Genomic DNA, 15,396 nt, shown 5'->3' on the forward strand with positions numbered 1-15,396 from the left:
CCGCCGATGGCGCGACGGTTCAAGGCGACTTGATCAAGTCGATTTGGACTTCGCCACAATCATCGAGATCGGCACCAGCACGAAGCCGCGGCTCTCGACCTTCGCCATCCATTCCGCGACGCGGGTGATGGTGCCCGGTTGCGCGTTGGCAATGCCGACAGCGGTGCCGCCTTCGCGGGCGACGATTTCCAGCCGCGCCAGCGCGCGCTCGATCTCGACCGGCGTCGGCACCGCGTCGATGACGATGTCGGCCTTGGCAAAAGCCATGTTGCGCGCTGCGGCGAGCTGTCCGGCGACACTGCGCTGCGAGGCGCCGCCATCAACGAAGATCAGTCCGCGCTTGGCGGTTTCGCTCAGCACCGGAGCCAGCGCGGATTCGGCGGTGAGGAAGCGTGCACCCATGAAACTCACGACACCGACATAACCTTGCATGCGGCTCATCAGCCAGTGCAGGCGGTCGATGTTCTGATCCGGCGTCAGCGATGTCAGCAGCGTCTGCGGGCCGGGATCGTTGTCAGGATACTCGAACGGCTCCATCGGCGTTTGCAGCAGCAGTTCATGGCCTTCGTCGCGGGCGCGCTCGGCCAGCCGCGCAACATCGACGGCGTAAGGCGCCAGCGCGAAAGTCGCGGAGGCCGGCAGCGAGAAAGCGTCGGCAGTGCCCGAGGCGCTGATGCCCATGCCGGTGAGGATGATGGCGATGCGCGGCCGGTCCTTGAGCGCGGGCGGCAGCGTGCGCGCCTGCGCAAAAGCGGCGAAAGGCTTGGCGCCATCGGGCCCGATCTTCGGGATCGCGCCGTAACGGATCTTCTCGGACAGCTTGGCGGGGTCGAAGTCGGCCTTGATGTCGGGTTTCGCATCGGGCCTGGCGTCCGGCTTGGCAGGCGTTGCCGCCGGCTTGCCGTCCGGACCTTTGACGGCGATGGCCTTGGCCATCGCCTTGTCGGCGCTGTCGGGTGTGCCGGTGCCGGGAATGACGACTTCCTGGCGCTTGCCGCTGGAGCCGTCGATGATGGTGACGGTCTTGGCGCCGTCCGGGGTTTTACCGGCGTCGGGGATTTTGGCGACCGCGCCACTGCCGGGGCCGTCGCGGTGGGCCTTCTCACGGCCGTCGCCCGGGTTGCCAGCGGTGTCGCCGGAGCCTTCCAGCCGGGTTGACACCACCGCCATCGGCTCGCCGCCGAGCGGGTCGTTGGCGACCATGGCCCAGCCGGCGACGATGACGCCGCCCAGCGCCAGAACGGCAGCCAGCATTTGCGGCATCCGTGCGGGCAGCTTCGGCAGGCGGCTTTTGGGTTTGTCCTGGCCGAGCGGGGCGTTCAGATCATCCGATTCCACGGCCCGTATCCTCGCCAGTGGTGGCCTTCGCGAATCATCGGCGCAGTCTATCACGCGGGCAAAACGGCAATTCTTAACGGTCCGCGCCACCCCGGTCCGGCGGGCCAACGAAAAAGGGCGGCCCGTCGGGGCCGCCCTTTCCGCGATCCGGTTGCCGGACCTTTAGTTCGGGATGCTGGCCTTGGCGCTCGGCGGGAACGCCGAGTTGACCTGAACGCCGCGCAGCAGATCCATTGCCATGTGCAGCGCCTTGTCGTCCTTCTCATCCTTCGGGATGTAGGACTGCGAGCCGGTCTGTTCCTTGCCCGGGTCGCCGGTGAGGTGGCCGCGCAGCGAGGCTTCGCCCTTGGTGTCGGTGCGGCTCTTCTGATCTTCCGGCACGTCCTGCAGCACTTCGACGTCCGGCGTGATGCCCTTGGCCTGGATCGAGCGGCCCGACGGCGTGTAGTAGCGCGCCGTGGTCAGCCGCAGCGCGCCGTTGCCGGAGCCGAGCGGGATGATGGTCTGCACCGAACCCTTGCCGAAGGAACGCGAGCCGAGCACGGTGGCGCGCTTGTGATCCTGCAGCGCGCCGGCGACGATTTCCGACGCCGAGGCCGAACCGCCATTGATCAGCACGATGACCGGCTTGTGGCCGGTGAGATCGCCGCCGCGCGCATTGAAGCGCTGGGTCTCTTCGGCATTGCGGCCGCGGGTCGAAACGATCTCGCCCTTGTCGAGGAACGCCGCCGACACCGAGATGGCCTGATCGAGCAGGCCGCCCGGATTGTTGCGCAGATCGAGCACGTAGCCCTTGAGCTTGTCGCCCGCGAGCTTCGACTTGATCTCGGCAATGCCCTTCTTCAGGCCTTCCGTGGTCTGCTCGTTGAACTGTGTCATGCGGATGTAGCCGATGTCGTCGCCCTTGACCTCGGTCTTGACCGGACGCACGCGGATGATGTCGCGGGTCAGCGTCAATTCGAGCGGCTTGTCGGCGCCCTTGCGCATGATGGTGAGGCGGATCTTGGTATTCACCGGCCCGCGCATCTTCTCGACCGCCTGGTTGAGGGTGAGACCCTGCACCTGATCATCGTCGAGCTTGGTGATGAGATCGTTGGCGAGGACGCCGGCCTTGGAAGCGGGCGTGTCGTCGATCGGCGACACCACCTTGATGAGGCCGTCTTCCATCGTGACTTCGATGCCGAGGCCGCCGAACTCGCCGCGCGTCTGCACCTGCATGTCGCGGAAGCTCTTGGGATCCATGTAGCTGGAATGCGGATCGAGATTGGTGAGCATGCCATTGATGGCATTCTCGATCAGCTTGGTATCGTCCGGCTTCTCGACATAGTCGGCGCGGACGCGTTCGAACACGTCGCCAAACAGATTGAGCTGCTTGTACGTGTCGGCCACCGCCGCCCGGGCGCTGGACCCGAACAGAATCGTTCGCGGCTGCACCGCGACCAGCGTCAGCGCGGCGCCAACTGCGGCACCAACCAGAATCAAGGAAGTCTTGCGCATCATCCGCGAACCTTTTCGCCTTCGCCAGCCGCCCACCATGGGCCTGGATCAACGGGGGTCCCGTTCTTACGAAACTCGATGTAGAGCACAGGTTGGCTGGAGCCTGACGCCAGAATTGCGGCGATATGAGAGCCAGATCCCATGACCGCGACAGGTTCTCCGGCCAGCACGAACTGCCCTAAGTCGACTGATATCCGATCCATCCCGGCAAGCAATATATGATATCCGCCGCCGGCATTCAGTATCAAGAGTTGTCCGTAGGACCGGAACGGCCCGGCATAGACCACCCAGCCGTCGGCGGGGGCCGTCACCTGCGCTCCGGCGCGGGTTGCCACGGTTAAGCCTCTTTCCGTTCCCCCGTTACCGTCGGGAGCACCGAAATTGCGCAATTTGACGCCATTAACCGGCATTGGAACCTGGCCGCGCAGCGACGCAAAGGCAATCGCCGGCGCCAGACGGCCCGGATCGCGGTAGGCGGACAGCGCAGGTCTGCTATCGCTGCGCGCGGCCTCTCGGGCCTCGCGGACAGCCGGGTCGAGGCTGGCCTCCAGCTTCGCGATCAATTCCTTGAGATCGCCGGTCTGGCGGGCCAGTTCGGCGGCCTTGGCGCGTTCGGCGGCCAGCGCCTGCTCGCGCTCGCCCTGCTGTTTCTGGCGCTCCTCGGTGAGCGCCGCGATTCGGACGCGGTCCTTGTCGAGGGAGGCGATCTCGGCCTTGAGCTTTTCACCCTCGGCGGTGATCGACTTGCGCAGGTTCAGCAGCTCGGAGAGGTCGGCGGCCAGCGCATCGACCTTGCCGCGCATGTCCGGCAATACCGCCCCCAGCACCATCGCGGTGCGGACCGCCTGCAGGGCGTCTTCGGGGCTGGCGATCAGCGCCGGCGGCGGCCGCCGGCCGATGCGTTGCAGAGCCGCCAGCACCTCGCCAATCACGGCGCGGCGGTCGTCGATCGATTTGCGCACGATGGCCTCGCGGGCCGCCAGCGGTTCCAGCCGCTGCTGCGTCGCTTCGATCTTGGCTTCGTTGGCGCGCGTGCGTGCCGCGGTGTCGATCAGATCCTGGGCCAGCTTGCGGCGGTCGGCGCTGAGTTCCTCGATCTCGCGTTTGAGCGAGGCTTCGGCTTCCGCCGACTGGCGTTGCTTTTCGCGCGCCGCCTCAAGTTCCTGGTCGCGCGCCTTGAGCTGATCGAGCGCCTGCGACTTGTCGATGGCCGGCACCGCAGTCTGCGCCAGCACGGCGTTCGGCAGCATCAGCGAGAGCGCGCAGCCGAGTGCCGCCCGTCGAAAACGGCGCGAATCAGGGGCGCTGCAAAAAGCGATCATCGCAACCACGTTACGCCGCGAAGGTTTACCGGCAAGTTCATTTTGTCTCGACCCGCCTCATCCTGAGGAGCGGCCGGAGGCCGCGTCTCGAAGGATGGGGCGGCTACATGGTTCGAGACGCTGCGCTACGCGCAGCTCGTCACCATGAGGCCGATCACACCCGGTGATAGGGATGCCCCGAGAGAATCGTCGTCGCGCGATAAAGCTGTTCCAGCACCATCGCCCGCACAAGCTGATGCGGCCAGGTCGCCTTGCCGAATGACAGGCGCAGGTCTGCCTTGTCGCGCAGGCTGGCGGCCAGCCCATCGGCGCCGCCGATCATGAACACGACGGCCGGCTTGTTGTTCTCGCGCCAGGTCGCAAGCTCGGTGGCAAAGGCCTGGCTGCCCAGCGCATCGCCTTTCTCGTCGAGCAGCACCACGGCAGCGCCCTGGGGGATGACATTGGCGAGCGCGATGGATTCTTCCATCATGCGCTTCATCGCTTCGTCGGCGCGGCTCTCACGAATTTCGACGACCTCGACCGACTTCCAGCCCAGCGAGCGGCCGCTTTGCGTCGCGCGCTTGGCATACCGTTCGGCGAGTTCGGATTCCGGGCCTTTAAGACGACCGATGGCGGCGACGATGATGCGCATCAGCAGACCTCAGGATGACGGATCCTCTACGCGCTCCACATGCTCTCGATGCCGTAGAAGGAGCGCACCTCGGGCCGGAAGACGTGAACCAGCACGCTGCCGGTGTCGATAACGACCCAGTCGCCCTGGCGCAGACCTTCGACGGCGATGCCGGTCATGCCCGAAGCCTTGAGATCCTTCACCACGCGATCGGCGATCGAAGCGAGATGAACGTTGGAGCGACCCGTGGTCACCACCATCGTCTCGCCGATCGAGGACTTGTCGGACAGGTCGATCACCACCGTGTCCTCGGCCTTCATCTCATTGAGGCTGTGAAGGATGGTCTTGAGCCATTTGCTTTCGGCCGCTTTCGGCTTCGCTGCAGTCGGCTTCGACTTGGCGGCAGACGCCTTGCTCGCCGGGGCCTTGGCTTTGACGGTCGCCTTGGCCAGCGCGCGCGGGCTTTGCTTGTTGCCGGCTTTTGCCGACTTCGAACTCTTTGCGCCGGCGCTCTTCTTAGCCCCGCCGGCCTTGGCGCCTGTGCGCTTGGCGGCGGATGAACGCGATGACGTTCGGGTGGTCTTCGACTTTGCCAGGGGAGATTGGTCCTTTTGCCGTGCTGAAAGGCGCGCGTTGAGGGGTTTGCGTGTCGCTAGATTAGCTTATCTGGCGCGGTTGCGGGAGGTCTTGCGGCGCGAAGCGGCCGGCTTGCCGCGCTTCGCCGCTGCGGCCGTCTTGAGTGTTCCTTTGCGAGCCACCTTGCGCGTGCTCTTGCGTGCCTTGGCACGGGCGGGAGCGCCGGCCTTGGCGGCGGTATTCTTGCTCGCTGCGGCTTTTTTCTTGTTCTTGCCGGCGACAGTTGTGCTCTGGGCACGCGATTTCTTCTTGCCGGCGGCTTTCCGGGTGGAGGTTTTCGGTGCTGCCTTGGTATCGCCCGCCGGTTCATTTTTGGCCGGTTCCACCGCAGCCGGCTTGTCGCGGATTGCGCGCAAGGCGGTCGAGGACAAGGTCGATTTCAGGCCGTGCAGATAGGTCCAGACCGGCGGCATGCGCTCGGGCAGCGAATTTGCCGCGGCTTCGGGAATGCGGAAGCGCGACAGCGCCTGAGCGGCGGTGCTGTTCGAGGCATAAAGACTTGGCCCGGGACGATCGACCACGACGATGGGAATGAGCTGGGCGATGGCGCGCCATTTCTGCCAGCGGTGAAAATGGCGCAGGTTGTCGGCGCCCATGATCCAGACGAAGCGCACGCGCGGGCAGCGCGCGATCAGCCACCCGATGGTGTCGAAGGTATAGCGCGTATTGATCACCGCTTCGATGCCGGTGACGTCGATGCGCGGATGGTTCGCCAGCTTGCGCGCGGCATTCATGCGGTCGGCGAGCGGCGATAGCCCCGACGTGTTTTTCAGCGGGTTGCCGGGCGTCACCAGCCACCAGACGCGGTCAAGCTGCAGCCGCTTCATCGCCAGCAGGCAGGCGTCGAGATGGGCGCGGTGCGGCGGATCGAACGTGCCGCCGAACAGGCCGATGCGCATGCCGGGGGCATGTGGCGGAATGATGCGCTCGATGGAGGGCAGGCGCTGCAACGCGGGCGGCGGCAAATTCACGATGTCACGGACGCGTCTGGCCGGTGCCGCGGATGCGGTACTTGAACGTGGTGAGCTGCTCGGCGCCGACCGGCCCGCGCGCATGCAGGCGTCCGGTGGCGATGCCGATTTCGGCGCCGAAGCCGAATTCGCCGCCATCGGCGAATTGCGTCGAAGCGTTGTGCAGCACAATGGCGGAATCGACCTGCGCCAGGAATTTCTCGGCCGCCGCCTGATCGGCGGTGACGATGGCGTCGGTGTGATGCGAGCCGTAACGCTCGATGTGATCGATGGCGTCGTCGACGCCGTTGACCACGCCTGCGGTAATGATGGCGTCGAGATATTCCGTCTTCCAGTCGTCGTCGCTCGCGGCCTTGACGCGCTTGTCCGCCGCCTGCACGGCATCGTCGCCGCGGATTTCGCAGCCGGCATCGATCAGCATGTCGATGAGCGGCTTGAGATGCGTCGAAGCCGCGGCGCGATCGACGAGCAGCGTTTCGGCTGCGCCGCAGACGCCGGTGCGCCGCATCTTGGCATTGAGCACGATTGCCTTGGCCATCGCGAGATCGGCGGCCTTGTCGACATAGACGTGATTGACGCCTTCCAGATGTGCGAACACGGGCACGCGCGCTTCAAGCTGCACGCGGGCGACGAGGCCTTTGCCGCCGCGCGGCACGATCACGTCGATATTGCCGTCAAGGCCGGTGAGCATCAGTCCGACCGCGTCGCGGTCGCGCGTCGGCACGAGTTGAATGGCGGCTTCGGGCAGATTGGCGTCGCGCAGGCCCTGCACCAGACAGGCATGGATGGCGCGGCTGGAATGCGTCGAGTCGGAGCCGCCGCGCAGGATCGCGGCATTGCCGGCCTTGAGGCACAGCGCGCCGGCATCCGCGGTGACGTTGGGGCGGCTCTCGTAAATGATGCCGACGACGCCGAGCGGCTCGCGCACGCGCTCGATGGTCAGGCCGTTCGGCCGGGTCCATGAATCCATCACGGCGCCGACCGGGTCGGTGAGATCGCGCACCACCTCGATGCCGGCGGCGATGCCCTCGATGTTCTTCTCGGTAAGGGCCAGGCGGTCGAGCATCGCGCCCGTCATGCCGCTGTTACGCGCCTGCGCGATATCCTCGGCATTGGCGGCCAGGATCGCGGCTTTCGAGGCGCGGATGGCTTTGGCCATGGCAGAAAGCGCGCGGTTTTTCTGCTCGGCCGGGGCGCGCGCGAGCGCACGGGCGGCCGCCCGGGCGTTCCGGCCGACAGCGGCCATCAGCTCCGTCAGGACGGCCGAATCGCCAGTCCCGTCAATGGCTTTCATGCCTTCAAAGGCTCTCGCAGGCGCGGTCATCGGCAGCAAAACCCGGCAAAATTCTAAAACGATCTCGATACCCGGGGGCCGGGCGCGGGAGGCATTCCTACCACGTCAAGTCCGATACGGCGAGATGGCCTGGAATCGCGGTTAGCCCTGGGGATGCCGGGGATAGCGAGGATAACTGCCCGCCCGCGGAAACCCATCAAGGGGCCTACATATTGTTCCGGCAACGTTCCTGACCAACAGCGCAGGCCTGCATTGCGTTTCTCAGGCCCGCCGCATGGAGGATGCGATGCCGACCCAATCCCAACGCCTGCCGGAGCGCTTTCCGGTCGGCACCAAATACGTGATCGAGGGCCGTCCCGGCCAGGTGCCGACGCGCTTCATCGAATTCCCGGACGGCACCAGGCTCAAGCTGCCGAAACGTCCGGCGCCGCAGAAGTCGGCTCCGGCCGGCCGCCGCACCCGCATCAAGGGCAAGCGCGGCCACTGAGCGCGTGCCATATGCGGGAAGGGGCTGCGCTAAATTCCGCCGCCCATGACGAGGTCGTCGCGGTGGACCATCACGGTGCGGCCGGTGAATCCGAGGATCGATTGCACGTCGGCCGATGAGCGGCCGATGATCTTGTCGGCGTCGGTGAAGTCGTAGGCCACCAGCCCGCGCCCGACTTCGGCGCCATCGGGCCCGCGCAGCACCACGGCGTCGCCGCGGCCGAAATCGCCTTCGATCCTCTTTACGCCCGCCGGCAGCAGGCTCTTGCCGCTGCGCAGCGCTTTGACCGCACCATCGTCGATATGCAGCGCGCCGCGCGGCTCCAGCGAGCCGGCGATCCATTTCTTGCGCGACGTCACCGGATTGGCCGGCGTCAGAAACCAGGTGCACGGCCCGCCTTCGGCAATGGCTTTCAGCGGGTTCATGACGCGGCCCGAGGCGATGACCATGTGGACGCCGGCGGTCGTGGCAATCTTGCCGGCCTCGATCTTGGTCACCATGCCGCCGCGCGACAGTTCGGAGCCCGATCCACCGGCCACGTTTTCGATCTCGGCGGTGATGCGCGGCACCACCGGGATGAGTTTGGCGTCGTTGCCCGGCTGCGGTGGCTTGTCATAAAGGCCGTCAATATCCGACAGCAGCACCAGCAAGTCGGCGCTCACCATGGTGGCGACGCGTGCGGCAAGGCGATCGTTGTCGCCATAGCGGATTTCGCTGGTGGCGACGGTGTCGTTCTCGTTGATCACCGGCACCGCGCGCCATTCGAGCAGCTTGTCGATGGTCTCGCGGGCATTGAGATAGCGGCGGCGCTCTTCCGTGTCGGTGAGCGTCAGCAGGATTTGCCCCGCGGTGATGCCATGGGCGCTGAGAGTCTCCGACCATGATCGCGCCAGCGCGATCTGGCCGACCGCGGCGGCGGCCTGCGCCTCCTCAAGCCGCAGCGGGCCGCGCGGCAGTTTCAGCGTCGCGCGCGCCGAGGCAATGGCGCCGGACGACACCACCAGCACGTCACGCTTCTCGCCGTGCAGTTTCGCGATGTCGTCGACCAGCGATGCCAGCCATGCGCGCTTGAGCTCGCCGGCTGCGGAATCGACCAGCAGCGACGAGCCGACCTTGATCACGATGCGGCGGAAGGAATGAAGTGAAGGCGTTTTCGGCATGGGTCTGTAGGACGAAGGGGAAGGGGAGCGTCAAGCGCCGGTTGGACCGGCTGTCTAGCACGGCCCGCCGCCTTTCGTCATACGACCCAATTGCCCGATCGACCCCTAAGAACCGCCTTCTTTCAGGGCCTTGCGCAGCGTGCCGACCGTGCCGGCCGCCACCGGCGGCGCGGCGTTGCCCCACACATTGCGCACATAGGTCAGGACGTCGGCGACCTGCTGGTCGGTAAGACGCCAGCCGAGCGACGGCATGGCCGGCGTCGTCGGCGCCGCGTGCGTAAAGGCGCCCTGGCTCCCGGCCAGCACGACACGGATCAGCGAGGTCGGATCGCCTTGCTGCACCACCGCGTTTCCGGCGAGGCGAGGGAAGAGCTGTGCCTGACCTGCACCGTTGCCGCCGTGGCAGGCCGAGCAGGTGTCGGCGTAAATCGTGGCGCCGGCCCGCATGCCGGGGGCATCGGCGGCAATCGGCGCCGGTGCCTGGCCCGGGGAGGACAGGTCCTTGAGATAGGTGGCAATGGCGCGCAGATCCGCGTCGGTCATCTTCGAGGTGGAGGCCTCGATCACTTCGGCCATCGGGCCCGAAGCGATGGTGCCGTGACCCGCGCCTGTCTTCAGGTAGGTCGCGATGTCGGCGGCGCTCCAGGAGCCGACGCCTTCATGTGCGTTGCCGGTAATGTTCGGCGCCAGCCAGCCCTGCAGGACAGTACCGCTCATGCCGCCTTTGTCGGCGCCGAGCAGCGTCTTCGGCGCGTGACAGACCCCGCAATGGCCTGCGCCTGCGACGATATAGGCGCCGCGATTCCACTCCGCGGATTTCGTCGGATCGGGCTTGAATTCGCCCGGCTTGAAATTGAGCCAGTTCCAGCCGGCGAGCAGCAGGCGGATGTTGAACGGAAACGGCAGCTGGTTCGACTCAACGAGGTTCGTCGCCGGCTGCAGTGTGCGCAAATAGGCCCAAAGATCGGCGATGTCGCGATCGCTCATCTTGGCGTAGGCGGGATAAGGCATCGCCGGATAAAGCCGCTTGCCGTTATGGCCGATGCCGCGCTTCATGGCGTTGCGGAAATCATCTTCGTTCCACGTGCCGATCCCGGTGGCGCGATCGGGTGTGATGTTCGGTGACACCAGCCGGCCGAACGGCGTATCGAGCGCGACGCCGCCGGCGAAAGGCTTGCCACCGGGCGCGGTGTGGCAGCCGGTGCAATCGCCCAGCACCGCCTGATAACGGCCGGCTTCGATCTGATCGTAAGGTTGTTCGACGGCGTGTGCGGCGCCGGCGGCGACGGCAAGCGCGGCGAGCGCAACGACCAGTGACCGTTTCATGTGCGTGCTCATGCCTGCACCAGCGCGCCGGGATTGCGCAGATATTTGTCGCGGATGGCATCGGCGGCCCAATAGGCCAGTGCGCCAACGGTGCCGGTCGGGTTCTTGCCGGCATTCTGCTGGAAGGCGGAGGCGCCGATGACGAAGACGTTCGGCACATCCCAGCTCTGCAGATACTTATTGACCGCGCTGGTCTTCGGATTGGCGCCCATCGTCGCGCCGCCGGTGTTGTGCGTGCTCTGATAGGGTACCGAATTCCACGACTTGGTGCGCCGCGCCTGGACGTATTGCTTCGGCTTTAGTGCCTTGGCGATTTCTTCCATGCGGTCGGAAACCCAGTTCGACATGCGGATGTCGTTGTCGGGGAAATCGAACGTCATGCGCATCAGCGGACGGCCGAAGCGATCCTTGTAGGTCGGGTCGAGGTCGAGGTAGTTGCCGCGCATGGCGTAGCTCGAGCCTTGCGAGGAGAAGCCGAAGGCGCGCTGGTAGTTGTCCTTGGTTGCTTTCTTCCAGGCGCTGCCCCAGCGCGGGGTGCCGGGCGGCGTCGGGCGGAAGCCGATCGGGCGGCCGTTGGTGGGGATGCAGTTGATGCCGGCGCCGCCGACGAAATTGAGCGCCCCATGATCGAAGACATCGCCATTGAAATCGTCCATGGTCTGGCCGAGCGCGCCGGCGGCGATGAACGGATTGAAGGTCTTGTCTTCGAAGAACATTTGTACGCCGGCATTGGTCTGGTAGCAGTAATTGCGGCCGACCGTGCCTTCGCCGGTTTGCGGATCGTAGATCTTGCCGATCTTCGACAGCATCATCAGTCGCGCATTGTGCAGGCCATAGGCGCACAGCAGCACGAGATCGGCGGGCTGTTCCCACTCGACGCCGGATGAATCGACATAGGTGACGCCCTTGGCCATCGTGCCGGAAGCATCGAGATTGACGTGCAGCACTTCGCTGTTGCAGCGCGCCTCGAAATTCGGCTTGCGCATCAGGACCGGCAGCACCGTGGTCTGCGCGCTCGATTTCGAATAGTTGGCGCAGCCGAAACGTTCGCAGAAGCCGCACATGGTGCACTGACCCATGGCGATGCCGAGCGGGTTGACATAACCCTGTGACAGGTTGGCCGATGGCGTCGGGAATGGATGATAGCCGAGCGACTTCGCGCCTTCAGCAAACAAGGTCGGCGCATAGGTCATCTGCATCGGCGGCAGCGGATAGTCGCGCTTGCGCGGGCCTTCGAACGGATTGCCGCCGGCCTGGATGCTGCCGTTGATATTGCCGGCCTTGCCGGAAATGCCGCAGAGATATTCGAAGCGGTCGTAGGCGCTTTCCAGCTCGTCATAGGTGACGCCCCAGTCTTCGATCTGGAGATCGGCGATGCGGGCGGCGCCGTAGCGTTCGGTCAGGTGGCTCTTGAGCGTGAAGTCGCTCGGATGAAAGCGCCAGGTGTGACCGTTCCAGTGCACGCCGGCGCCGCCGACGCCGGTGCCCGGCAGGAACGAGCCATAATCGCGCATCGGCAGTGCCGTCTGCGCTGTGGTGTTGCGCATGGTCATGGTTTCCTGCGCCGGCTGCAGGAACAGATCGCGGCGCACGGCATAGCGCAGTTCGTCCGGCGTATAGCCGATGTTGAAGTCGGTGGCGGTGTCGCGCCACGGGCCGCGCTCGATGGCGACGACGTCGAGACCTTGCTCGGTCAGTTCATGGGCGAGGATGGCGCCGGTCCATCCGAGGCCGACGATCACCACATCCTTGGCGGGGAGTTTGCGTGCCATTGTCGATACCTTTGGGCCTTAACTCTTGCGCGACCACGTCGGCGCGCCGGTGATCGACACCGGGCCGTGCGGATAGGGCAGGTTGTGCTTGCTGACATGGTCGCGATAATCGTACCGCGCGCCCGGGAAGCCGATCATCTTCCACGACACCATGTCGCGATTGCCGCCATAGATAGGATCGGCGAAGAAGCCTTCCATGGTGTTCTGCAGGAGCAGATTGAACAGGCCGGCGCCATTGATCTTGCCGAGATCGACCTTGCCGCCTTCGAGGTTCTTGAGAAACTCGTCCTGCTCCTGCGCGGAGAGTTCGGCAAAGCCGCGGTTGTTTTGAGTCTTGCGCAGGAAAGCGTCGATCGCCGCAAGGCCCGTGCGATAGCGCATCGCCGGTGTGGCTTCGCCCTGATAGCCCTGTGTCGGCAGGCCCGGTAGGAACGGGCCTTGCGTATAGAGGCGACTCGAATCGCCATATGAGCCGGCGAGTTGACGATCGATGAAGGCGGCGCAGCCGGCATCCTTGCCGCCCATGCTGAGATCGTCGGCCGGAATCAATCGATCGACGATGGCTTCAATGGCGCGCGCTTCTTCGGGCTTGAAGAAGTACCAGCCCGAAATCGATGGCTGCGGCGGCTCGCCGGCGAAGGGATGCCAGGGCAATTTGCCGGATATCGATTGCGCGTAAACGTGCGAGGCATATGTCGTGAAGGACAAGGCGGCGACGGAGGAGAGGAAGTAACGGCGAGTCGCTTTGAAGACCTTGTCATGCGACATTTTCATTACACACATTCAAATGAAGGATGCGCCGTTGATAGGAGCGCCAACTGCAACGCGTCAATTCGCGATGATGCATGGCTGCCATCTCGCCTTCTTCACCGAATTGAATAGTTTTGTTCATATCTGCATGAGCGAACGCGCGACGACAGAATGCGTTGCATGATCGTTATCGACGATGCCGACATGACACTTCAGTCATCGACCTTGGTCGTATGTTTCTACCGAACCCTCATCGCTGATGTCCGGTTCGTCACATGCATCACCTTAGGTTATGGCTTGGCGCGCGACGTGGCCGCGTTCATCTGAGCGGGCTCGTGTGATGCGGTTGTCACGCCGAGCCCGTGTCGCGCAGCGGCCTGGGATGGTATCGAGCGGCCATTTCGGGCGGGAAACACCCTTAAGTCATCTTGTTTTCTATGAAATCCGGCCTTTCGCCGGGTCGGAGCCGCGCCTATATTTCGCCAACAAGCATCCATCCGGACCGCGTAATGCCGTATCTGGTCTACTTGATTGTCCTGGTGATCTCGGCGGGCAGCGTGCTGTTCGGCGTCGAGTGGATGCAGGCGCCCATGTCGCCAATGCCGGCCTCGCCCTATGAGCTGCGCGCCGCCAAACTGCCGGCGCCGCCGGCTGTGCAGCAGGCCGCAACGAAGTCCGCGCCGGCCGAAACAGCCGGCAAGGCCGATGCGGTTCCGCCAGTCGCAGCCGCGACGGCGCAAGTTGCGCCTGTTGCCGCCGCGCCTCTGGCTGAGCCTGCGCCGCTGGTGGTGCCCGAGCCGCCGCCTGCCATTGTTGCCGCTGCGCCGCCGCCGGTCTGCGATGTGCAAGCCTGCGAGCGCGCCTATCGTTCGTTCACTGCGTCCGATTGTACCTATCAGCCGAGCGATGGCCCGCGGCGGCTCTGTACCAGGGGTACGCCGCCCGCGGCGCTCAGTACGCCGAAGCCGGACATCCGCGCCCAGGCGACCTGCAACATTGCGGCGTGTACGGCGGCCTATATTTCCTTCAACGCCGCCGATTGCACCTATCAGCCGAGCGACGGTCCGCGGCGTTACTGCGAGAAGTGATCGCCAGACGGAAAGATTCTAACGCTGCGCGACGCGCTCGCGTTTGACCGGCTCTTTCTTCACGGCGGGCTTGGCCTCCGCTTCCGCTTTGTCAGCGGCCGTTTTCTCGGTTGCCTTCTTGTCCGCAGCCTTCTTCTCCACAGACTTCATCTCGCCGCTGTCTTTATCGGCGGCTCTCTTGTCGGCGGCCTTCTTCTCGGCAACTTGTGCGTTCGCACGCAGCGGCGAGGCGACAGGCAATGGCAATTCGTCAGGTCCATTCCATGCCAGAAGGCCGGCGGCTTGCTGGCAGGGTGCGTCTTCCTGCAGTTTCTGCCCGGGATGACGCACGCTGGCCGTGCTCCAGTGCTCGACCGGTTTGCCGGTGATGGTCTTGACGTAGCCTTGCGTCTCGTCCGGCAGCTTCGATTTGCCTTTGGCGGCCAGCCAGTCGGCGACTCGCTTCGGTCCCGCATTGTAGGCCGCGGCGGCGAGGCCGAGATTGCCGAACTGCCGCACCAGCTTGCCAAGCAGACGCGCCGACGCCGGAATCGCCTGCACCGGATCGTAGGGATTATCGAGACCCATCAGGCTCGCGGTATCCGGCATGAACTGCGCAATGCCTTGCGCGCCGGCGGAACTGACGACCTCGGGCCTGAAGCGGCTTTCCTGAAACAGCAGCCGGATGAAGAACGGCGCCGGCACGTCGTTCTGCTGCGCGGCCGCGGTCAACGCATGGCAGATTTCATCTTCACTGCGCTCGACAACCGGCTTCGGGCGCGGCGGCAGCGGAATGCCGGCCGGTTCGCCGTTGTTGATGACGACGCCGGACGGCACCGGATACTCGGCGGCGAGATCGGGAACCAGCGTGGCAACTTCAGCGACGCCAGGTATATGCGTTTCGCTCTCGGCGGCGACGGCATCTGTCGGAATGGCGATGACGGCGCTGGCTGTTTCATGGTGTCGGATGGCTTCGCCAGCCGATGACGCGCGCGAAGCGCGCGAATATTCGTCCAGTGTCAGGCCCGGATTGGAACCGGTCGCGCTCGACCAGGTCACCAGGCAAAGGCAGACGGGCAGGAACAGCTGCCGCATGTCGGCACGTCTCCAGACTTCATGACGCGCGGCTTGCGCGACGCCAGCTGTCGAAGTGAAGGAACGGG

The 15,396-nt window shown here is 65.1% G+C and carries 15 protein-coding genes; 3 read left to right on the top strand and 12 right to left on the bottom strand.

All coding sequences use genetic code 11. The features are described from left to right. Positions 1 to 33: 33 nt before the first annotated feature. The 7 genes from DXH78_RS06480 to DXH78_RS06510 all read right to left on the bottom strand — a co-directional run bounded on the left by DXH78_RS06480 (position 34) and on the right by DXH78_RS06510 (position 7,701). On the bottom strand, positions 34 to 1,338 hold the full coding sequence (locus DXH78_RS06480; protein ID WP_245416751.1) for a divergent polysaccharide deacetylase family protein: 1,305 nt from the start codon (positions 1,336 to 1,338) through the stop codon (positions 34 to 36). Between the two features lie 162 nt (positions 1,339 to 1,500). After that, on the bottom strand, positions 1,501 to 2,838 hold the full coding sequence (locus DXH78_RS06485) for a S41 family peptidase (protein ID WP_115516287.1): 1,338 nt from the start codon (positions 2,836 to 2,838) through the stop codon (positions 1,501 to 1,503). Next, positions 2,835 to 4,157, bottom strand: coding sequence for a murein hydrolase activator EnvC family protein (locus DXH78_RS06490; protein WP_115517755.1), 1,323 nt, complete (start codon positions 4,155 to 4,157; stop codon positions 2,835 to 2,837). The genes DXH78_RS06485 and DXH78_RS06490 overlap by 4 nt, the downstream gene beginning before the upstream one ends. A gap of 154 nt (positions 4,158 to 4,311) precedes the next feature. Next, positions 4,312 to 4,791, bottom strand: a complete 480-nt coding sequence (rlmH, locus tag DXH78_RS06495) for a 23S rRNA (pseudouridine(1915)-N(3))-methyltransferase RlmH (protein ID WP_115516288.1) — start codon at positions 4,789 to 4,791, stop codon at positions 4,312 to 4,314. Positions 4,792 to 4,817: 26 nt separating this feature from the next. Then, positions 4,818 to 5,366: a ribosome silencing factor gene (rsfS, locus tag DXH78_RS20315; protein WP_347337771.1), complete on the bottom strand. Its 549-nt coding sequence runs from the start codon at positions 5,364 to 5,366 to the stop codon at positions 4,818 to 4,820. Between the two features lie 66 nt (positions 5,367 to 5,432). Beyond that, positions 5,433 to 6,377 (bottom strand): nicotinate-nucleotide adenylyltransferase, encoded by a 945-nt coding sequence (locus DXH78_RS20215; RefSeq protein WP_347337760.1) that lies wholly within the window; start codon positions 6,375 to 6,377, stop codon positions 5,433 to 5,435. Between the two features lie 4 nt (positions 6,378 to 6,381). Beyond that, positions 6,382 to 7,701: a glutamate-5-semialdehyde dehydrogenase gene (locus DXH78_RS06510; RefSeq protein WP_115517756.1), complete on the bottom strand. Its 1,320-nt coding sequence runs from the start codon at positions 7,699 to 7,701 to the stop codon at positions 6,382 to 6,384. Between the two features lie 256 nt (positions 7,702 to 7,957). Here DXH78_RS06510 and DXH78_RS06515 point away from each other — a divergent pair, with 256 nt between their 5' ends. Beyond that, on the top strand, positions 7,958 to 8,158 hold the full coding sequence (locus DXH78_RS06515; protein WP_147292580.1) for a hypothetical protein: 201 nt from the start codon (positions 7,958 to 7,960) through the stop codon (positions 8,156 to 8,158). Positions 8,159 to 8,187: 29 nt separating this feature from the next. On the opposite strand, the gene proB is transcribed toward DXH78_RS06515, so the two are convergent. From proB to DXH78_RS06535, 4 genes are all read right to left on the bottom strand, one after another. Continuing rightward, positions 8,188 to 9,318, bottom strand: coding sequence for a glutamate 5-kinase (gene proB / locus DXH78_RS06520; protein WP_115516292.1), 1,131 nt, complete (start codon positions 9,316 to 9,318; stop codon positions 8,188 to 8,190). 105 nt (positions 9,319 to 9,423) lie between these two features. After that, positions 9,424 to 10,644: a cytochrome c gene (locus DXH78_RS06525; RefSeq protein ID WP_115517757.1), complete on the bottom strand. Its 1,221-nt coding sequence runs from the start codon at positions 10,642 to 10,644 to the stop codon at positions 9,424 to 9,426. Between the two features lie 8 nt (positions 10,645 to 10,652). Continuing rightward, complete coding sequence (locus DXH78_RS06530; RefSeq protein WP_115516293.1) at positions 10,653 to 12,416, bottom strand: GMC family oxidoreductase; 1,764 nt, start codon at positions 12,414 to 12,416, stop codon at positions 10,653 to 10,655. Positions 12,417 to 12,434: 18 nt separating this feature from the next. Then, positions 12,435 to 13,190 carry a gluconate 2-dehydrogenase subunit 3 family protein gene (locus DXH78_RS06535; protein ID WP_347337761.1) on the bottom strand — a complete coding sequence of 252 codons (756 nt, stop codon included), beginning with the start codon at positions 13,188 to 13,190 and terminating at the stop codon, positions 12,435 to 12,437. 156 nt (positions 13,191 to 13,346) lie between these two features. Here DXH78_RS06535 and DXH78_RS19775 point away from each other — a divergent pair, with 156 nt between their 5' ends. After that, positions 13,347 to 13,493, top strand: coding sequence for a hypothetical protein (locus DXH78_RS19775; protein WP_168192721.1), 147 nt, complete (start codon positions 13,347 to 13,349; stop codon positions 13,491 to 13,493). A 182-nt stretch (positions 13,494 to 13,675) separates the two neighbouring features. Further along, positions 13,676 to 14,254, top strand: coding sequence for a BA14K family protein (locus DXH78_RS20345; protein ID WP_430727470.1), 579 nt, complete (start codon positions 13,676 to 13,678; stop codon positions 14,252 to 14,254). An 18-nt stretch (positions 14,255 to 14,272) separates the two neighbouring features. Here the strand turns inward: DXH78_RS20345 and DXH78_RS06545 are convergent, their stop codons facing one another. Beyond that, positions 14,273 to 15,328 (bottom strand): lytic transglycosylase domain-containing protein, encoded by a 1,056-nt coding sequence (locus tag DXH78_RS06545; RefSeq protein WP_115516295.1) that lies wholly within the window; start codon positions 15,326 to 15,328, stop codon positions 14,273 to 14,275. Between the last annotated feature and the right edge of the window lie 68 nt (positions 15,329 to 15,396).

This window comes from Undibacter mobilis (assembly GCF_003367195.1).
GTDB lineage: Bacteria > Pseudomonadota > Alphaproteobacteria > Rhizobiales > Xanthobacteraceae > Pseudolabrys > Pseudolabrys mobilis.